This is a genomic window from Citrobacter sp. VF227, assembly GCF_052950715.1.
In genome coordinates this window covers 14,766-30,192 of sequence record NZ_JBRFVF010000007.1, presented here as the reverse complement: position 1 = coordinate 30,192, position 15,427 = coordinate 14,766, and the positions used below count along the sequence as shown (strand labels likewise).

The following is a 15,427-nucleotide window of genomic DNA, read 5'->3' as shown; positions in this document are numbered from 1 at the left end:
TCACAATTACAAAAAATGATCAAAATTAAATCTTGCTCATTATTCATAATTTAAACATGATTTTGTGGAACCGGTTTCCTACCTGCGTTTCATAACTCAGAAAAGCGACCCAACGTAAACGGATAAAACATAACGTACCCTACTGATAAAACAGGATTAAATCCGATGTCCAAGAATTATGCAGCGCTGGCGCGCTCCGTTGTGACGGCTCTGGGAGACGTTGACAACATCACAGCAGTGACCCACTGTATGACCCGTTTGCGTTTCGTTATCAAAGATGACTCGCAGGTCGACAGCGCGACGCTGAAGACGCTCTCTGGCGTACTTGGCGTGGTGCGTAGCGATAACCAGTGCCAGGTGATCATCGGCAACACCGTTTCGCAGGCGTATCGCGAAGTGGTCAGCCTGTTGCCTGCCAATATGCAGCCTGCTGAGCCGCAAACCAAACCCCGACTGACACTGAAGCGGATTGGCGCGGGGATCCTCGACGCGCTGATCGGCACCATGTCGCCGTTGATCCCGGCTATTATCGGCGGATCAATGCTCAAGCTGCTGGCAATGATCCTCGAAATGACCGGCGTGCTGGAGAAAGGATCGTCCACGCTCACCATTCTGACCGTTATCGGTGACGGCGCATTTTTCTTCCTGCCGCTGATGGTCGCCGCGTCGGCCGCTATCAAATTCAAAACCAACATGTCGCTGGCAATCGCCATCGCAGGCGTACTGGTGCACCCCAGCTTCATCGATCTGATGGCGAAGGCTGCGCAGGGTGAGCACGTTGAGTTTGCCCTGATCCCGGTGACGGCGGTGAAATACACCTACACGGTGATCCCGGCGCTGGTGATGACCTGGTGCCTGTCATACATCGAACGTTGGGTGGATAGCATCACTCCGGCGGTAACCAAAAACTTCCTTAAACCAATGCTAATCGTGCTGATCGCCGCGCCGCTCGCCATCGTCATCATTGGCCCGATCGGTATCTGGATCGGTAGCGCAATTTCCGCGCTGGTTTATACCATTCACGGCTATCTCGGCTGGCTGTCGGTGGCCATTATGGGCGCATTGTGGCCGCTGCTGGTGATGACCGGCATGCATCGCGTCTTCACCCCAACCATTATTCAGACCATTGCTGAAACCGGGAAAGAAGGCATGGTGATGCCGTCAGAAATCGGCGCCAACTTGTCGTTAGGCGGTTCATCGCTGGCAGTGGCATGGAAAACCAAAAACCCGGAACTGCGTCAGACGGCGTTAGCGGCAGCCGCCTCCGCCATCATGGCGGGCATTTCCGAACCCGCGCTGTATGGCGTGGCAATCCGCCTGAAACGACCGCTGATTGCAAGCCTTATCAGCGGTTTTATCTGCGGTGCCGTTGCCGGGATGGCCGGGCTGGCGAGTCATTCCATGGCGGCTCCTGGCTTGTTCACCAGCGTACAGTTTTTCGATCCGGCCAATCCGATGACCATCGTTTGGGTGTTTGGCGTGATGGCGCTGGCGGTAGTGCTTTCCTTTGTATTAACGCTGATTCTGGGCTTTGAAGATATCCCTGTCGAAGATGCAGCCGCGCAGGCCAGAAAAAACCAGGCCGCACAACCGGGCAATATCAATGGAGCCAGCATTTGACTGGTATGAACTGAGGTTAATTATGTCTGTTTTTCCGCAAGGATTTTTATGGGGCGGCGCACTGGCCGCCAACCAGTCTGAAGGGGCATACCGGGAAGGCGGCAAAGGACTGACTACCGTCGATATGATCCCCCACGGCACACATCGGATGCCCGTCAAGCTGGGTCAGGAAAAGCGCTTTGCGCTGCGGGATAACGAATTTTATCCCAGCCATCAGGCGATCGATTTTTATCATCGCTACAAAGAGGATATCGCGCTGATGGCGGAAATGGGATTTACGGTTTTTCGTACTTCCATTGCCTGGAGCCGTCTCTACCCCAACGGCGATGAGCTGACGCCGAATGCAGAGGGTATCGCGTTTTACCGGGCGGTATTTGCCGAGTGTAAAAAATACAGTATTGAACCGCTGGTCACGCTGTGTCACTTCGATGTGCCGATGCATCTGGTCACCGAGTACGGCTCCTGGCGTAACCGCAAAATGGTTGAGTTCTTTACCCGCTACGCCCGTACCTGCTTCGAGGCTTTTGATGGGCTGGTGAAATACTGGCTGACGTTCAACGAAATCAACATTATGCTGCACAGCCCCTTTTCAGGCGCCGGGCTGGTATTTGAAGAAGGTGAAAATCAGGATCAGGTGAAATATCAGTCCGCTCACCACGAACTTATTGCCAGCGCCCTGGCGACGAAAATAGCCCATGAAATTAATCCGCAAAACCAGGTCGGTTGTATGCTGGCTGGCGGTAATTTTTATCCTTATTCCTGTAAACCAGAAGATGTGTGGACCGCGCTGGAAAAAGACCGCGAAAACCTGTTCTTTATTGATGTGCAGGCGCGCGGGGCTTATCCCGCTTACTCTGCCCGCGTGTTTCGCGAAAAGGGCGTGGTGATAGAAAAAGCCCCGGAAGATGACGATATCCTGAAAAACACCGTCGATTTTGTCTCGTTTAGCTACTACGCATCACGCTGTGCCTCGGCGGAAATGAACACCGGCAATACCAGCGCCGCCAACGTGGTGAAGTCGCTGCGTAATCCGTACATTGCCGCCAGCGAATGGGGCTGGGGCATCGATCCGCTTGGTCTGCGCATTACCATGAATATGATGTATGACCGCTACCAGAAACCGTTGTTTCTGGTGGAAAATGGGCTGGGGGCGAAAGATGAAATTGATGCTAACGGCGAGATCAATGACGACTACCGCATCAGCTATTTACGCGAACACATTCGCGCGATGGCAGACGCTATTGAAGATGGTGTGCCGCTGATGGGTTACACCACATGGGGCTGTATTGATTTGGTTTCTGCCTCAACCGGTGAGATGAGTAAACGCTACGGTTTTGTGTATGTGGACCGCGATGATACGGGCAACGGCACGCTGGCGCGCACCCGCAAGAAATCATTCTGGTGGTACAAAAAAGTGATCGCCAGCAACGGCGTCGATCTGGCGTGAAGGGCCTGCCGGAGAGGTCCACAGCCCTCCGGCAGACGTGCGTATTTTCATTTCATTTATTGCATTCAAAATGTGGAACCGTCCTTCCCGTTTCAGGTTTGCCCCCACGCTTTTTTACTGGCATTTTATTCAGTAGTTTTTAATCCTGGTCGCTCACCATAAGGAAGCGCGCATGTCTGATAAAAATGGCACAGCAGCAGTGGCTATCACCAAACCCGTCCGTCGTTTAACTGTTGGATATGTCAGAAAACGCCATGAGGATCCCAAAACGGGTTACACGCGACGAATCAGTCGGCACGCTTCACTCACACTGAACGGCGACTGGCTGGAACAAGCAGGGTTTCCTACCGGAACAGCAGTGAGTGTGTCAGTGACCCAGGGGAAATTAATTATTGAGCAGGCCATTGAGTAACGAGGATAGGCGGGGAAACAGGCCGGATGTCACTCCCATCCGGCACTGATACGGTTTACTCTTCCGGCGCTTCAAGCTCGGAGAATCCACCGTGCCCTTCCCAGCCAGCTAACCGCTGATAGACGGTATCGACCGCATCCTTGATTGGTTGTGTCATTGGGTAATAAAAACCAACAATATCCGGCTGAATACCAAGGAAAATCACCTCGCCAACATCGTCTTTCAGCTGATCAACCAGGTAGTTCAGTGGCATGTTGTGAGTGGTCATCATGAACATCTCGGCAATGTCATCGGGATCGATAATGCGGATTTGACCTGGGTTCAGCCCCATATCGGTAGCATCAACAATCAACAAACGTTGCGGACGCAGTTCACGGATGGCGACAATGTCGTTCTCCGGCGCGCTACCGCCGTCGATGACAACCCAGTTGCCTTGAGGATTTGTGACACACATTTCAGCCAGCAGGGGACCCGCGCCGTCGTCGCCCATTATGCTGTTACCCACACATAATAAAACGTCAGTCACGATGTCTCCTCACCATCAGATAGATGGCGCTTTCCTGGTGGATGTCGTGCAACATGCTGAGCATCAGTTTGCTCCACTCCTGCTGCTGAGGGGTTTGCACGGCACGCGCATCATCGAACGCACGCGCCAGCATTTGTACATGGTTGAAATCGATGACGATCTCGCCGTACTTCGGCACGCCCTCCATTTTCCGGCGGGCTTCACTGCCTTCGGCAAGCGTGGCAATCCACGCCAGATAGTCATCCCACGGACAGGTTAACGCCGCTTCCAGGCAATCGATGATCCCAAGGTGGTGACCAATCGCCAGGCTGTAATAGACAACCTGCTGCGCCTCGGCGGGCGTTGCATCGTTCTCATCAATAAACTTACGGCTCAGTTGGCTGAACACCACCGTTTCACTCATCGGATACGTGCCTCTTCAACAACATGGTTAAGATGCGTAACGATCTCGGTCAGACGCGGATCGTTTTCCGCTTCCAGCCAGCGCGCCACCTGGTGCTCGCCCTGGCCTAACTGCGTCATATAATCATCAGCAATCTGGCGACCATAGCGATAGCCCGCCAGACGGCGCGCTTCGCGATCGATCTTCACGCGCAGCGGTTGGACCATATCCGAATGCAGAATTTCGGCGGGCTGCCCATCCAGTTCACCCGGCGCACGCGCGTGAATTTTCTGTTCCAGCAGACCAAGCGCCATGGCAAAACCGTACAGCGTGGCCGCAGGCGTTGGCGGGCAGCCAGGGATATACACATCCACCGGTACGATTTTGTCCGTGCCGCCCCATACGCAGTATAAGTCGTGGAAGATACCGCCGCTGTTGCCGCAGGCACCGTAAGAGATACAAATTTTCGGGTCTGGCGCAGACTGCCAGGCGCGCAGCGCCGGAGAGCGCATGGCACGTGTTACCGCGCCGGTAAACAGCAGGATATCCGCATGGCGCGGGGACGGTACCACTTTGATGCCAAAGCGTTCGGCGTCAAACAACGGAGAGAGCGTGGCGAAGATTTCGATTTCGCAACCGTTGCAGCCGCCGCAGTCCACACGGTAAACGTACGCTGAACGCTTGATGCTTTTTAGCAGCGACGCTTTCATGCTGGCAATGGATTCATCCACCGTCATCGGTACCGGAATACCGTTGGCATCACGTGGGCCTAATAAATTGCTCATCAGCTGGCCTCTTTCATATGGCGAGTCAGTTCAATACGGTCAGACGGCACCAGGCATTTCTGGCGCTTACAATCCGGGCAGGTCTCAAAGCTTTCGCGGTGGTTTTCCGCACGGGAATCACCGTTGTGCTTCAGCAACGCAATGGCGTAATCAATCTCTTTTTGTACCGCAAACGGGCGGTTACATACGCGGCAATTACACAGCGCAAAGCGAGACTGCTGCAGGAAATCCTCTTTCTTCCACACCGCCAGCTCATACTCCTGCGACAGCTTGATTGCCGCCGTCGGGCAAACTTCTTCGCAGCGGGCACAGAAGATGCAGCGACCAAGGTTGAACTGCCACGCCAGTTCATTGGTGACCAGATCGGTTTCAACCGTCAGCGCGTTCGACGGGCACGCATTCACACAGGCCGCGCAGCCAATACACTGCTGCGGATTGTGTTCCGGTTTGCCACGGAAGTTTTTATCGACCGCAATCGGCTCCAGCGGATACGACGACGTCGGCGCCCCGGTTTTGATGACTTTTTTGATAAAGGTAAACATGGCGATTCCTTATTTCAGCGGCGAGTTTTTACGCTCGATGCTGTAGCGCTCAAGTTCTTTGTACGGCACGACTTTGCTCTTCTTCTTACGCACATCAACCACGGTCATACGGTCAGTACAGGAGTAGCAAGGATCGAGGCTACCGATAATCAGAGGTGCATCGGAAACGGTATTGCCACGCAGCATGTAGCGCAGCGTCGGCCAGTTGGCGTAGGTCGCCGCACGGCAACGCCAGCGATACAGTTTCTGGTTATCGCCGGTCATACTCCAGTGGATATCATCTCCGCGCGGCGCTTCAGCAAAGCCCAGTGCAAAACGGTGAGGAATATAAGTAAAGCCTTCTACCATCAGCGGACCGACCGGCAGGTTATCCAGACCAAAGTCGATCATATTCAGTGCGGTATAGACTTCATTAATACGAACTTTCAGACGAGAAATAACGTCGCAGCCCTGCTCGCTATGAACTTCCATCGGCAGCAGACCATAGCCAACAAACGGGTGATCGGCGCGGGTATCGCGCGCGTGGCCGCTGGCGCGAACCATCGGGCCGACGTTACTGAAGTCGCGGGCAATTTCCGGATCCAGACGACCAATACCGACCGTACGCTGTTCCATGTTTGGCGTGCTGAGCAGCATATCGACCAGTTCCTGCACGTCACGACGCATCTGCTGCGCCAGTTGACGGGTCTGGATCATATCTTCTTTCAGCAGATCACGACGGATACCGCCGATCAGGTTCAGACCGTAAGTTTTACGTGCCCCGGTGAGGATCTCCGCCATCTTCATCGACGTTTCACGCACGCGGAAGAACTGCATAAAGCCGGAGTCAAAACCGGTGAAGTGACAGGCCAGACCGAGGTTCAGCAGATGTGAGTGCAGACGCTCAACTTCCAGCAGAATGGCGCGGATCATCTGCGCACGCTCCGGCACCACGATGCCCATCGCATTCTCAACGGAGGTGGTATAGGCGGTGCTATGCGCAAAGCCGCAGATACCACACACGCGATCTGAGAGGAACGTCACTTCGTTGTAACCCATACGGGTTTCCGCCAGTTTCTCCATGCCGCGATGGACATAGAACAGACGGTAGTCGGCGTCGATGATGTTCTCGCCGTCAACGAACAGACGGAAGTGACCTGGTTCATCAGAGGTGACGTGCAGCGGGCCGATCGGCACCACGTTATTTTTCTTGTCGCCCAGTTCGTTGATGAACTCGTAGGTTTCAGCATCGGTAGTCGGCGCCGGGCGCTGACGATAATCCATGCTGTCTTTACGCAGCGGATAGAGTTCGTCCGGCCAGTCATCAGGCAGTACCAGACGGCGCTCATCCGGCAAACCAACCGGGATCAAACCGTACATATCGCGCACTTCGCGCTCACCCCAGACCGCAGCCGGAACACGCGGCGTGACGGACGGGAACTCCAGCTTATTGGCATCGACTTCAACGCGGACGGTTATCCAGCACTTGGTGCCCTGCTCCATCGACATCACGTAGTAAACGGCGTAATGGCCGCACAGCTGACGTTCGTCGTTACCAAACAGCACGGACAACCAGCCACCCTGTTTGTAGTACAGGAACTCCACCACTTCCGGCAGGTAGTTCACCTTGACGGTGATCGTCAGCTGATCTTTGGTCTGCCAGGCTTCATCCAGCACCACGCCCGGAAAGGCCTGATGCAGTGCAGCGAGATAGTGTTGACCTAATTTTTCTTCAGACATGCTCAAACTCTCTTAAATCACGCCACCAGCAAGGAGACGAACGCTAAAAACGCAAACCCAAAACCGGCCCAGGTCACGCGTGAAGTGGCGCAAAAACGCAGACGCGCCATGCTGTTTTCGAACAGGGCGATAACCAGCACGCCGAGAACCAGTTTGACGACGGCAATCACCAACGCCAACAGCAGCCCCCCGGCGGTGAAGGTTTCCATCTGTCCCCACGGCAAGAACACACCAACGAACATTTGCAGAACAACCAATTGCTTAAGGCTAATGCCCCATTTCAGCACCGCAAAACCGCTGCCGCTGTATTCGGTCAATGGGCCTTCCTGCAGTTCCTGCTCGGCTTCCGCCAAATCGAACGGTAGTTTGCCCATTTCGATAAAAGTGGCAAAAGCGCAGGCGCACAGCGCCAGAATCAGCGGGATGCTACGCGCAGCAGGCCAGTGGTAAATGGTATCGGCGATGTTGCTGATGTGGGTCGAACCGGCAACCTGCGCTGCAACCCACAGACCCAGCAGCAGGATGGGTTCAACCAATACGCCGAGCATCGCTTCGCGGCTGGCACCAATGGCGGTAAACGGGCTACCGGTATCCAGTCCCGCGATAGAGAAGAAGAAGCGGGCGATAGCGAACAGATAAATTAAGGTGATCAGATCGCCCAGTTGCGGCAGCGGTGAGCCAACGGTCACTACCGGCAACGCAGTGGCGATAGTCAGCATCACGCCCACCATCACAAACGGCGTCAGGCGGAAAACCCAGCTGGAATCCGCAGGCGCAATGCTCTGACGCCCCAGCAGTTTGATAATGTCGCGGTATTCCTGCAAAACGCCCGGACCGCGGCGATTGTGCAAACGCGCACGCGCCACGCGGGTAACACCGGAAAGCAGCGGCGCAACGGCAAACAGCACCAGCGCCTGAATTAACGGATATAAAACACTCATTCTCAGGCTCCTCGTGAAACCACAATCACCACCAGTACCGCCAGCTCAATCAGCGCCAGGCGACGGAACAGCACCGGCGCAGCCGCATTCTGCCAGCCCGGAACCAGTGATACCGGATTCAGCCATTTACGCAGTTTGAGTACCGGAGCAAAGGCTTCTTTCACTGGCATAGCAAAACCATGCGCAGTAATGACCATTGACTGCTCGTGATCGTAGCCACACACCCATGCCGCACCGCGTGAACGCGACGGCAGGCGGTTACCTTTGAAAATCGCCATGATGATGAACGGCAGTAGCGGACACGCGATCAGCAGCAGCGTGATCATCGGCTGAGAAACGGTGGTGTTCGCGGTTTCCAGCGGTAGCGGAACAGCAGAGGAGATCATCGGCAGCAGCCACGGCGCAGCCACACCGCCAATCACACAGCAGATAGCCAGCGCAACGACACTCACACCCATCAGGATTGGTGCGCAGCAGGCATTCTCAGCTTCCTTCGTACGCGGTGCGCCAAGGAACGTTACGCCATAGACTTTTGCCATACACATCACCGCCAGCGCGCCGGTAATTGCCAGCCCAACCGCCAGCAACGGCCCTAACAGACGACCGACAAACGCCCCGCTGTTACCCAGCTTGAAGAAGGATTGATAGATAACCCACTCACCGGCAAAACCGTTCAGCGGCGGCAGCGCGGCCATCGCCATCAGGCCAACCAACATCGCCAGAGAGATAACCGGCATACGTTTACCGATCCCGCCCAGTTTTTCGATATCGCGATGACCGGTACGGAACCAGATGCTGCCCGCGCCCAGGAACAGAACGCTTTTGAACAGGCTGTGGTTGACCAGATGATACAGACCACCGGTTAAACCCAGCGCAATCAAAGCAGGTTGATTCAGGGAAATGCCGGTCACGCCAGCACCCAGACCCAGCAGAATAATGCCGATATTTTCCAGCGTGTGGTACGCCAGCAGACGCTGGATGTTGTGCTCCATCAGCGCATAAAGACCGCCGACAAATGCGGTGATCATACCCAACACCAGCAGCGTAATTCCCCACCACAGCGGCGCGTTACCGCCCAGCAGCGACAGCGACAGAATACCCAGCAGCCCCACCTTCATGACCACGGTAGAGAACAGCGCCGCAGCCGGCGCGCTGGCGTTGGCGTGTGCCTGCGGCACCCATCCGTGCAGCGGAATAATCCCGGCCAGCAGGCCAAAACCTGCCACACCCAGCAGCCAGATGTCAGACCCGAGCGGCAGCTCCTGAGTGCGCAGGTCTAGCAGACGCAGCTCCAGCGTGCCGTAACGTTGCCACACAAGGTAGCAGGCAATCGCCAGCAGCAGCGTACCGATACGCCCCAGCGCAAACCACAGTTTCCCCTCTTTGCTGCAGCCGGTGAGGAACACGGCACAAAGCGCCATGATTTCCGCCATCACCACCAGCGTCCCGAGGTTGCTGGCCACCACCGCACATACCGCTGCTGCCATCAGCAAATTTATCAGCAGGCCGTTAGCTTTGACCTGTGGATGACGATGCCAGTCGATGTTGTACAGGCTGACAAACAGGCCACACAAGCCCAGCGTAATCAGCCAGATGGCATTTAGCGGGGTAATTTGCAGACTGTGACCAATAAACGGCATCACGCCGCTCACCGCCAGCGCATTAGTCAGAACGGTAAAACCCGCAGCCGCCGTACACAAGCTGCCGACCGCGCCGCCAACCCCGGCAATCCAACCGCTCAACGGTTTATGAAATGAAAACAGAAATGCCAGAACCGCCGCAGCCGCAAACCAAGCCACGCCGCTGTTAATTAGTGAAATTGCGCTCATTTTGCATCCCCACTCTGAGCCTGCTGAAACAAGGTGAGATCGCCGAAATCGGTATTGAAAGTCAGCTCACGCTTACGTTTGCTGGCGCGGGCGATATCCATGTTGCTCACCAGGTGCAGGGCTTTGGTTGGGCACATGCGCACGCAGGCCGGACCCTGTTCGTCAAAACTGCACAGATCGCATTTCACCGCAATGGCGCGAACGCCCGGAACCCAGTCCAGCAGCGTGCTCACACGGGCAGGTGCAGGCGGAGCCGGAGGCGCTTTTGGCGTATTGGCGTTTGCCGGGATGTGTAGCGGACGGCTACCGGAAAACTCAATCGCGCCGAACGGACAGGCAATCCCGCACAATTTGCAACTGACGCACAGGCTTTCATTCAGCTGTACAGCACCGTCAACACGATTAATCGCATTAACCGGACAAACGGTGGCGCAAGGTGCATCTTCACACTGGTGGCAAAGCTGCGGCGCGGATTCTTTTTCATTTAACATCACTTTCAGGCGCGGCATAGACTGCAGGCCATGCTGGCGATGTGTCTCTGAGCAGGCAGCTTCACAGGTGTGGCAGCCGATACAAAGAGTGGAGTCAGCAATTACAAAACGATTCACCAGGCATTCCTCAGGTGATAGTCATTTTTGACGAAAACATGTCTACGAAATGTCATTTCGACATTTTTCGACATGCCCATTCCCTAAACTGTCGTGACGCAGAATGAAAGCGCATCATGACAAAACTGGGCAGTACCCGAGGCTTAAGCCGGGCTATGTCCCTCAACCAGTTGACTTAAATTCACCGGCATATTGTTCTCAACCGCGGTATACAGGCTGTCGTAGACGGTGGCGATTTTTTCGAGATAGTGCTCCAGCACCTGTTCACGATCGCGGGCGTTGATACGCTCATCGACTTTACCGTCGATGGTCAACTGTGCCTGTGCAATCAGTTGTTTATCATCACCATCTTTTGTTTCGACGTAGTACTCGATGGTGTGGCTGTTAAAGCCATCCGCCAGCGTGACGTAGATAGTGAAGTGTTCAAAAAGGACAAAGCAGAGATCTTTGTCCGGCGCACAGCTCATTGCATGATGCAAACGCGCTTTCGACAGGGTGATCCCCTGAACCAGCGAGTTACAGTAAATACGCCACTGGTCCTGTAGGCGACGATGCCGTTCAGCGATGTAATCGGCTTTTTCGCTTATTTCCCAAATAGTCATGTCAGGTTACCCGTTTAGCAGAGATGAACAGCTTTAAGCACATTTCATGCCAAAATTAAAATCCTTAATTTTCATACAGATAAAAAATCAAAAACGAGTGACGACATGTCATTTCGTCATCGTCGTCATTGTCACGTTGGAAAAAATCCAAGCTGGCATGTTTATTGCTTTTAGTACGGCAACTTCACAGGAGGCGGTATGCACGAAATAACCCTCTGCCAACGGGCACTGGAATTGATTGAACAACAGGCCACCCAGCACGGCGCAAAACGAGTAACTGGGGTCTGGCTCAAAATTGGCGCATTTTCTTGCGTAGAAACCAGCGCTCTCGCCTTTTGTTTTGATCTGGTATGCCGTGGCACCCTTGCAGAAGGTTGTAAACTCCACCTCGAAGAACAAGAAGCCGAATGTTGGTGCGAATCTTGTCAGCAATACGTCACCTTACTGACGCAACGCGTGCGTCGGTGCCCGCAATGCAACAGCGATACGCTGAGAATTGTGGCCGATGACGGTCTACAGATTCGGCGAATTGAAATTGGCGACGCTGAAGATTAATTAATGCCGGATATCGACTTAGTCATTTCCGGCATAAAAAGCTAGTAATAAGCAATAGATCAGGAGTGAGCGATGTGTACGACATGTGGTTGCGCTGAAGGCAACCTTTATATAGAGGGTGATGAGCATAATCCCCACTCGGCGTTTCGCAGCGCGCCATTTGCCCCGGCGGCTCGCCCGGCACTGAATATTACCGGTGTGAAAACCTCCAGTTTCACACCGAGTCAGACCGAAGAAGGCGATTTGCACTATGGTCACGGTGAAGCAGGTACCCATGCGCCGGGCATGAGCCAGCGCCGCATGCTGGAAGTGGAAATTGACGTACTGGATAAAAACAACCGTCTGGCCGAACGCAACCGCGCCCGCTTTGCCGCTCGTCAGCATCTGGTACTGAACCTTGTCTCAAGCCCGGGTTCCGGTAAAACCACGCTGCTGACCGAAACGCTGATGAAGCTCAAAGACAACGTGCCGTGTGCCGTCATTGAAGGCGACCAGCAAACGGTTAACGATGCCGCACGTATTCGTGCCACGGGCACGCCAGCCATCCAGGTCAACACCGGTAAAGGTTGCCACCTCGACGCCCAAATGATCGCTGACGCCGCGCCGCGTTTGCCGCTTGAAGACAATGGTATTTTGTTCATTGAAAACGTCGGCAACCTGGTTTGCCCGGCGAGTTTCGACCTCGGCGAACGCCATAAAGTGGCCGTGCTTTCCGTCACTGAAGGCGAAGACAAACCGCTGAAATACCCGCATATGTTTGCCGCCGCCTCGCTGATGCTGCTCAATAAAGTGGATCTGCTGCCGTACCTCAATTTTGACGTAGATAAGTGCATCGCCAGCGCCCGGGAAGTGAACCCGGAAATTGAGATCATCCTGATTTCTGCCACCAGCGGCGAAGGGATGGACCAATGGCTCTCCTGGCTGGAGACGCAGCGATGTGCATAGGTGTTCCGGGTCAAATCCGCACCATTGACGGCAACCAGGCTAAAGTCGACGTTTGCGGTATTCAGCGCGACGTCGATCTGACGCTGGTCGGTAGCTACGATGAGCATGGTCAACCCCGTTTGGGCCAGTGGGTACTGGTTCACGTCGGCTTTGCCATGAGCATCATTAATGAAGCAGAAGCGCGCGACACGCTCGATGCGCTACAAAACATGTTTGACGTTGAGCCGGATGTCGGCGCGTTGCTGTATGGCGAGGAAAAATAATGCGTTTTGTTGACGAATACCGCGCACCAGAACAGGTGATGCAGTTGATAGAGCACCTGTGTGAACGTGCTGCACTCCTCCCCTACACTGCTGAACACCCGCTGCGCATCATGGAAGTTTGTGGTGGTCATACTCACGCAATCTTCAAGTTCGGTCTCGATCAATTACTGCCTGAAAACGTCGAGTTTATTCATGGTCCGGGCTGCCCAGTTTGCGTTCTACCGATGGGCAGAATCGACAGCTGTGTAGAAATTGCCAGCCATCCGGAAGTGATTTTCTGCACCTTTGGCGATGCGATGCGCGTCCCGGGTAAACAAGGTTCCCTGCTACAAGCCAAGGCGCGCGGCGCGGATATCCGCATCGTCTATTCACCGATGGATGCGCTGAAGCTGGCACAGGAAAACCCAACGCGTAAGGTTGTGTTCTTTGGCCTGGGTTTTGAAACCACCATGCCAACAACCGCCATTACCCTGCAACAAGCAAAACAGCGTGACGTGCAGAATTTTTACTTTTTCTGCCAGCACATCACGCTTATCCCTACGCTGCGCAGCCTGCTGGAACAACCGGACAACGGCATTGATGCCTTTTTAGCGCCGGGCCACGTCAGCATGGTGATTGGTACCGATGCCTATAATTTCATTGCCTCAGATTTCCATCGTCCGTTAGTGGTCGCCGGTTTCGAACCGCTCGATCTGCTGCAGGGCGTGGTGATGTTGATTGAGCAGAAAATTGCCGCGCACAGCCAGGTAGAAAACCAGTACCGTCGCGTGGTACCGGACGCCGGTAACGCGCTAGCGCAACAGGCAATTGCCGACGTTTTCTGCGTCAATGGCGACAGCGAATGGCGCGGTCTGGGCGTAATTGAATCTTCCGGTGTTCATCTGACGCCGGAGTATCAACGCTTTGATGCCGAAGCGCATTTCCAGCCAGCACCGCAGCAGGTGTATGACGATCCGCGTGCGCGTTGCGGAGAAGTATTGACCGGCAGATGCAAACCGCATCAGTGCCCGTTGTTTGGTAAAACCTGTAATCCGGAGACCGCATTTGGCGCCCTGATGGTCTCCTCAGAAGGCGCATGTGCCGCCTGGTATCAATATCGTCAGCAGGAGTGTGAAGCATGAACAGCGTACAACTCGCCCACGGTAGCGGCGGTCAAGCTATGCAGCAGTTGATCAACAGTCTGTTTATGGAGGCTTTTGCGAATCCGTGGCTGGCGGAACAGGAAGATCAGGCACGTCTGGAACTGGCGCAACTGGTCGCTGAAGGCGACCGTCTGGCGTTTTCAACCGACAGCTATGTTATTGATCCGTTGTTCTTCCCGGGGGGGAATATCGGCAAGCTGGCTATCTGTGGTACGGCTAACGATGTGGCCGTCAGCGGCGCGCTCCCGCGCTATCTCTCCTGCGGTTTTATCCTCGAAGAAGGTTTACCAATGGAGACACTGAAAACCGTCGTTAACAGCATGGCGGCAACCGCGCGCGAAGCGGGCATTGCCATCGTCACCGGCGACACCAAGGTTGTACAGCGCGGCGCGGCGGACAAACTGTTTATCAACACCGCCGGAATGGGCGCGATCCCGGCTAACATTCACTGGGGGGCACAAACCCTGAGCGTGGGCGATGTGCTGCTGGTCAGCGGTACGCTTGGCGATCATGGCGCAACTATCCTCAACCTCCGCGAACAACTGGGTCTTGATGGCGAACTGGTCAGTGACTGCGCGGTATTGACACCGCTTATCCAGACGCTACGTGATATCCCCGGCGTGAAGGCTCTGCGTGACGCGACCCGTGGCGGCGTGAATGCGGTAACGCATGAATTTGCCGCATCATGCGGGTTTGGTATTGAGCTGTCAGAAGCGGCCCTGCCCGTGAAGCCTGCAGTACGTGGCGTTTGCGAACTGCTGGGCCTCGATGCGCTCAACTTTGCTAACGAAGGCAAGCTGGTGATTGCCGTTGAACGTCAGGCCGCTGAAACGGCACTTGCCGCGCTGCGCGCGCATCCGTTAGGACGCGATGCCGCAATGATTGGCGAAGTGGTAGAGCGCAAGGGTGTGCGTCTTGCCGGACTCTACGGCGTGAAACGAACCCTTGATTTACCACACGCCGAACCCTTACCTCGTATATGCTAACAGCCCATTAGCGGCAACGTGTAGGCCGGATAAGCTGAAATCGCTATCCGGCAATAATTTACGACTTATACCTATAATTCATTTACCGTTTTCGCACCGTTCTGCGGTGCTTTTCCTGGAAAA

General features: G+C 54.8%; 17 protein-coding genes. 8 read left to right on the top strand and 9 right to left on the bottom strand.

Going from position 1 to position 15,427, the window contains the following annotated elements; translation table 11 throughout:
* The first annotated feature begins 165 nt into the window (after positions 1-165).
* The 3 genes from ascF (at position 166) to ACU8YC_RS19100 (ending at position 3,479) form a co-directional block, all read left to right on the top strand.
* Positions 166-1,620 (top strand): PTS cellobiose/arbutin/salicin transporter subunit IIBC, encoded by a 1,455-nt coding sequence (gene ascF, locus ACU8YC_RS19110; protein WP_446895654.1) that lies wholly within the window; start codon positions 166-168, stop codon positions 1,618-1,620.
* Positions 1,621-1,642: 22 nt separating this feature from the next.
* Positions 1,643-3,067, top strand: a complete 1,425-nt coding sequence (locus ACU8YC_RS19105) for a 6-phospho-beta-glucosidase (protein WP_151224243.1) — start codon at positions 1,643-1,645, stop codon at positions 3,065-3,067.
* 172 nt (positions 3,068-3,239) lie between these two features.
* Positions 3,240-3,479, top strand: a complete 240-nt coding sequence (locus ACU8YC_RS19100; protein ID WP_151218200.1) for a SymE family type I addiction module toxin — start codon at positions 3,240-3,242, stop codon at positions 3,477-3,479.
* A 55-nt stretch (positions 3,480-3,534) separates the two neighbouring features.
* On the opposite strand, the gene hycI is transcribed toward ACU8YC_RS19100, so the two are convergent.
* The 9 genes from hycI to hycA form a co-directional block, all read right to left on the bottom strand.
* Entirely contained in the window at positions 3,535-4,005 is a 471-nt protein-coding gene (gene hycI / locus ACU8YC_RS19095) for a hydrogenase maturation peptidase HycI (RefSeq protein WP_446895653.1), read from the bottom strand.
* A complete protein-coding gene (locus ACU8YC_RS19090) occupies positions 3,998-4,408 on the bottom strand; it encodes a formate hydrogenlyase maturation HycH family protein (protein ID WP_005130585.1) in 411 nt (136 codons plus the stop codon). Before ACU8YC_RS19090 ends, hycI begins: the two co-directional genes overlap by 8 nt.
* On the bottom strand, positions 4,405-5,172 hold the full coding sequence (hycG, locus tag ACU8YC_RS19085) for a formate hydrogenlyase subunit HycG (protein WP_151224246.1): 768 nt from the start codon (positions 5,170-5,172) through the stop codon (positions 4,405-4,407). Before hycG ends, ACU8YC_RS19090 begins: the two co-directional genes overlap by 4 nt.
* A complete protein-coding gene (gene hycF / locus ACU8YC_RS19080) occupies positions 5,172-5,714 on the bottom strand; it encodes a formate hydrogenlyase subunit HycF (RefSeq protein ID WP_003846595.1) in 543 nt (180 codons plus the stop codon). The genes hycG and hycF overlap by 1 nt, the downstream gene beginning before the upstream one ends.
* Before the next feature lie 9 nt (positions 5,715-5,723).
* Positions 5,724-7,433 carry a formate hydrogenlyase subunit HycE gene (hycE, locus tag ACU8YC_RS19075; protein WP_446895652.1) on the bottom strand — a complete coding sequence of 570 codons (1,710 nt, stop codon included), beginning with the start codon at positions 7,431-7,433 and terminating at the stop codon, positions 5,724-5,726.
* A gap of 17 nt (positions 7,434-7,450) precedes the next feature.
* Complete coding sequence (locus tag ACU8YC_RS19070; protein ID WP_003825914.1) at positions 7,451-8,374, bottom strand: respiratory chain complex I subunit 1 family protein; 924 nt, start codon at positions 8,372-8,374, stop codon at positions 7,451-7,453.
* A 2-nt stretch (positions 8,375-8,376) separates the two neighbouring features.
* Complete coding sequence (hycC, locus tag ACU8YC_RS19065; protein WP_187258903.1) at positions 8,377-10,203, bottom strand: formate hydrogenlyase subunit 3; 1,827 nt, start codon at positions 10,201-10,203, stop codon at positions 8,377-8,379.
* Positions 10,200-10,811: a formate hydrogenlyase subunit HycB gene (gene hycB, locus ACU8YC_RS19060; RefSeq protein ID WP_005130602.1), complete on the bottom strand. Its 612-nt coding sequence runs from the start codon at positions 10,809-10,811 to the stop codon at positions 10,200-10,202. The genes hycC and hycB overlap by 4 nt, the downstream gene beginning before the upstream one ends.
* A gap of 143 nt (positions 10,812-10,954) precedes the next feature.
* Positions 10,955-11,413, bottom strand: a complete 459-nt coding sequence (gene hycA, locus ACU8YC_RS19055) for a formate hydrogenlyase regulator HycA (protein WP_151218204.1) — start codon at positions 11,411-11,413, stop codon at positions 10,955-10,957.
* A 198-nt stretch (positions 11,414-11,611) separates the two neighbouring features.
* Here hycA and hypA point away from each other — a divergent pair, with 198 nt between their 5' ends.
* The 5 genes from hypA to hypE all read left to right on the top strand — a co-directional run bounded on the left by hypA (position 11,612) and on the right by hypE (position 15,304).
* On the top strand, positions 11,612-11,968 hold the full coding sequence (gene hypA / locus ACU8YC_RS19050; RefSeq protein WP_042310587.1) for a hydrogenase maturation nickel metallochaperone HypA: 357 nt from the start codon (positions 11,612-11,614) through the stop codon (positions 11,966-11,968).
* 72 nt (positions 11,969-12,040) lie between these two features.
* Entirely contained in the window at positions 12,041-12,913 is an 873-nt protein-coding gene (hypB, locus tag ACU8YC_RS19045) for a hydrogenase nickel incorporation protein HypB (protein ID WP_151218205.1), read from the top strand.
* Positions 12,904-13,176, top strand: coding sequence for a hydrogenase 3 maturation protein HypC (hypC, locus tag ACU8YC_RS19040; protein WP_151218206.1), 273 nt, complete (start codon positions 12,904-12,906; stop codon positions 13,174-13,176). The genes hypB and hypC overlap by 10 nt, the downstream gene beginning before the upstream one ends.
* Positions 13,176-14,297 carry a hydrogenase formation protein HypD gene (gene hypD / locus ACU8YC_RS19035; RefSeq protein WP_151218207.1) on the top strand — a complete coding sequence of 374 codons (1,122 nt, stop codon included), beginning with the start codon at positions 13,176-13,178 and terminating at the stop codon, positions 14,295-14,297. Before hypC ends, hypD begins: the two co-directional genes overlap by 1 nt.
* Positions 14,294-15,304 (top strand): hydrogenase expression/formation protein HypE, encoded by a 1,011-nt coding sequence (hypE, locus tag ACU8YC_RS19030; RefSeq protein ID WP_151218208.1) that lies wholly within the window; start codon positions 14,294-14,296, stop codon positions 15,302-15,304. The genes hypD and hypE overlap by 4 nt, the downstream gene beginning before the upstream one ends.
* The last annotated feature ends 123 nt before the right edge of the window (positions 15,305-15,427 follow it).

Coding starts and splice junctions, on each gene's coding strand:
- ascF (WP_446895654.1), top strand. CDS start 166: ATGTCCAAGAATTATGCAGCGCTGGCGCGCTCCGTTGTGACGGCTCTG.
- ACU8YC_RS19105 (WP_151224243.1), top strand. CDS start 1,643: ATGTCTGTTTTTCCGCAAGGATTTTTATGGGGCGGCGCACTGGCCGCC.
- ACU8YC_RS19100 (WP_151218200.1), top strand. CDS start 3,240: ATGTCTGATAAAAATGGCACAGCAGCAGTGGCTATCACCAAACCCGTC.
- ACU8YC_RS19090 (WP_005130585.1), bottom strand. CDS start 4,408: ATGAGTGAAACGGTGGTGTTCAGCCAACTGAGCCGTAAGTTTATTGAT.
- hycG (WP_151224246.1), bottom strand. CDS start 5,172: ATGAGCAATTTATTAGGCCCACGTGATGCCAACGGTATTCCGGTACCG.
- hycF (WP_003846595.1), bottom strand. CDS start 5,714: ATGTTTACCTTTATCAAAAAAGTCATCAAAACCGGGGCGCCGACGTCG.
- hycE (WP_446895652.1), bottom strand. CDS start 7,433: ATGTCTGAAGAAAAATTAGGTCAACACTATCTCGCTGCACTGCATCAG.
- ACU8YC_RS19070 (WP_003825914.1), bottom strand. CDS start 8,374: ATGAGTGTTTTATATCCGTTAATTCAGGCGCTGGTGCTGTTTGCCGTT.
- hycC (WP_187258903.1), bottom strand. CDS start 10,203: ATGAGCGCAATTTCACTAATTAACAGCGGCGTGGCTTGGTTTGCGGCT.
- hycA (WP_151218204.1), bottom strand. CDS start 11,413: ATGACTATTTGGGAAATAAGCGAAAAAGCCGATTACATCGCTGAACGG.
- hypA (WP_042310587.1), top strand. CDS start 11,612: ATGCACGAAATAACCCTCTGCCAACGGGCACTGGAATTGATTGAACAA.
- hypB (WP_151218205.1), top strand. CDS start 12,041: ATGTGTACGACATGTGGTTGCGCTGAAGGCAACCTTTATATAGAGGGT.
- hypC (WP_151218206.1), top strand. CDS start 12,904: ATGTGCATAGGTGTTCCGGGTCAAATCCGCACCATTGACGGCAACCAG.
- hypD (WP_151218207.1), top strand. CDS start 13,176: ATGCGTTTTGTTGACGAATACCGCGCACCAGAACAGGTGATGCAGTTG.
- hypE (WP_151218208.1), top strand. CDS start 14,294: ATGAACAGCGTACAACTCGCCCACGGTAGCGGCGGTCAAGCTATGCAG.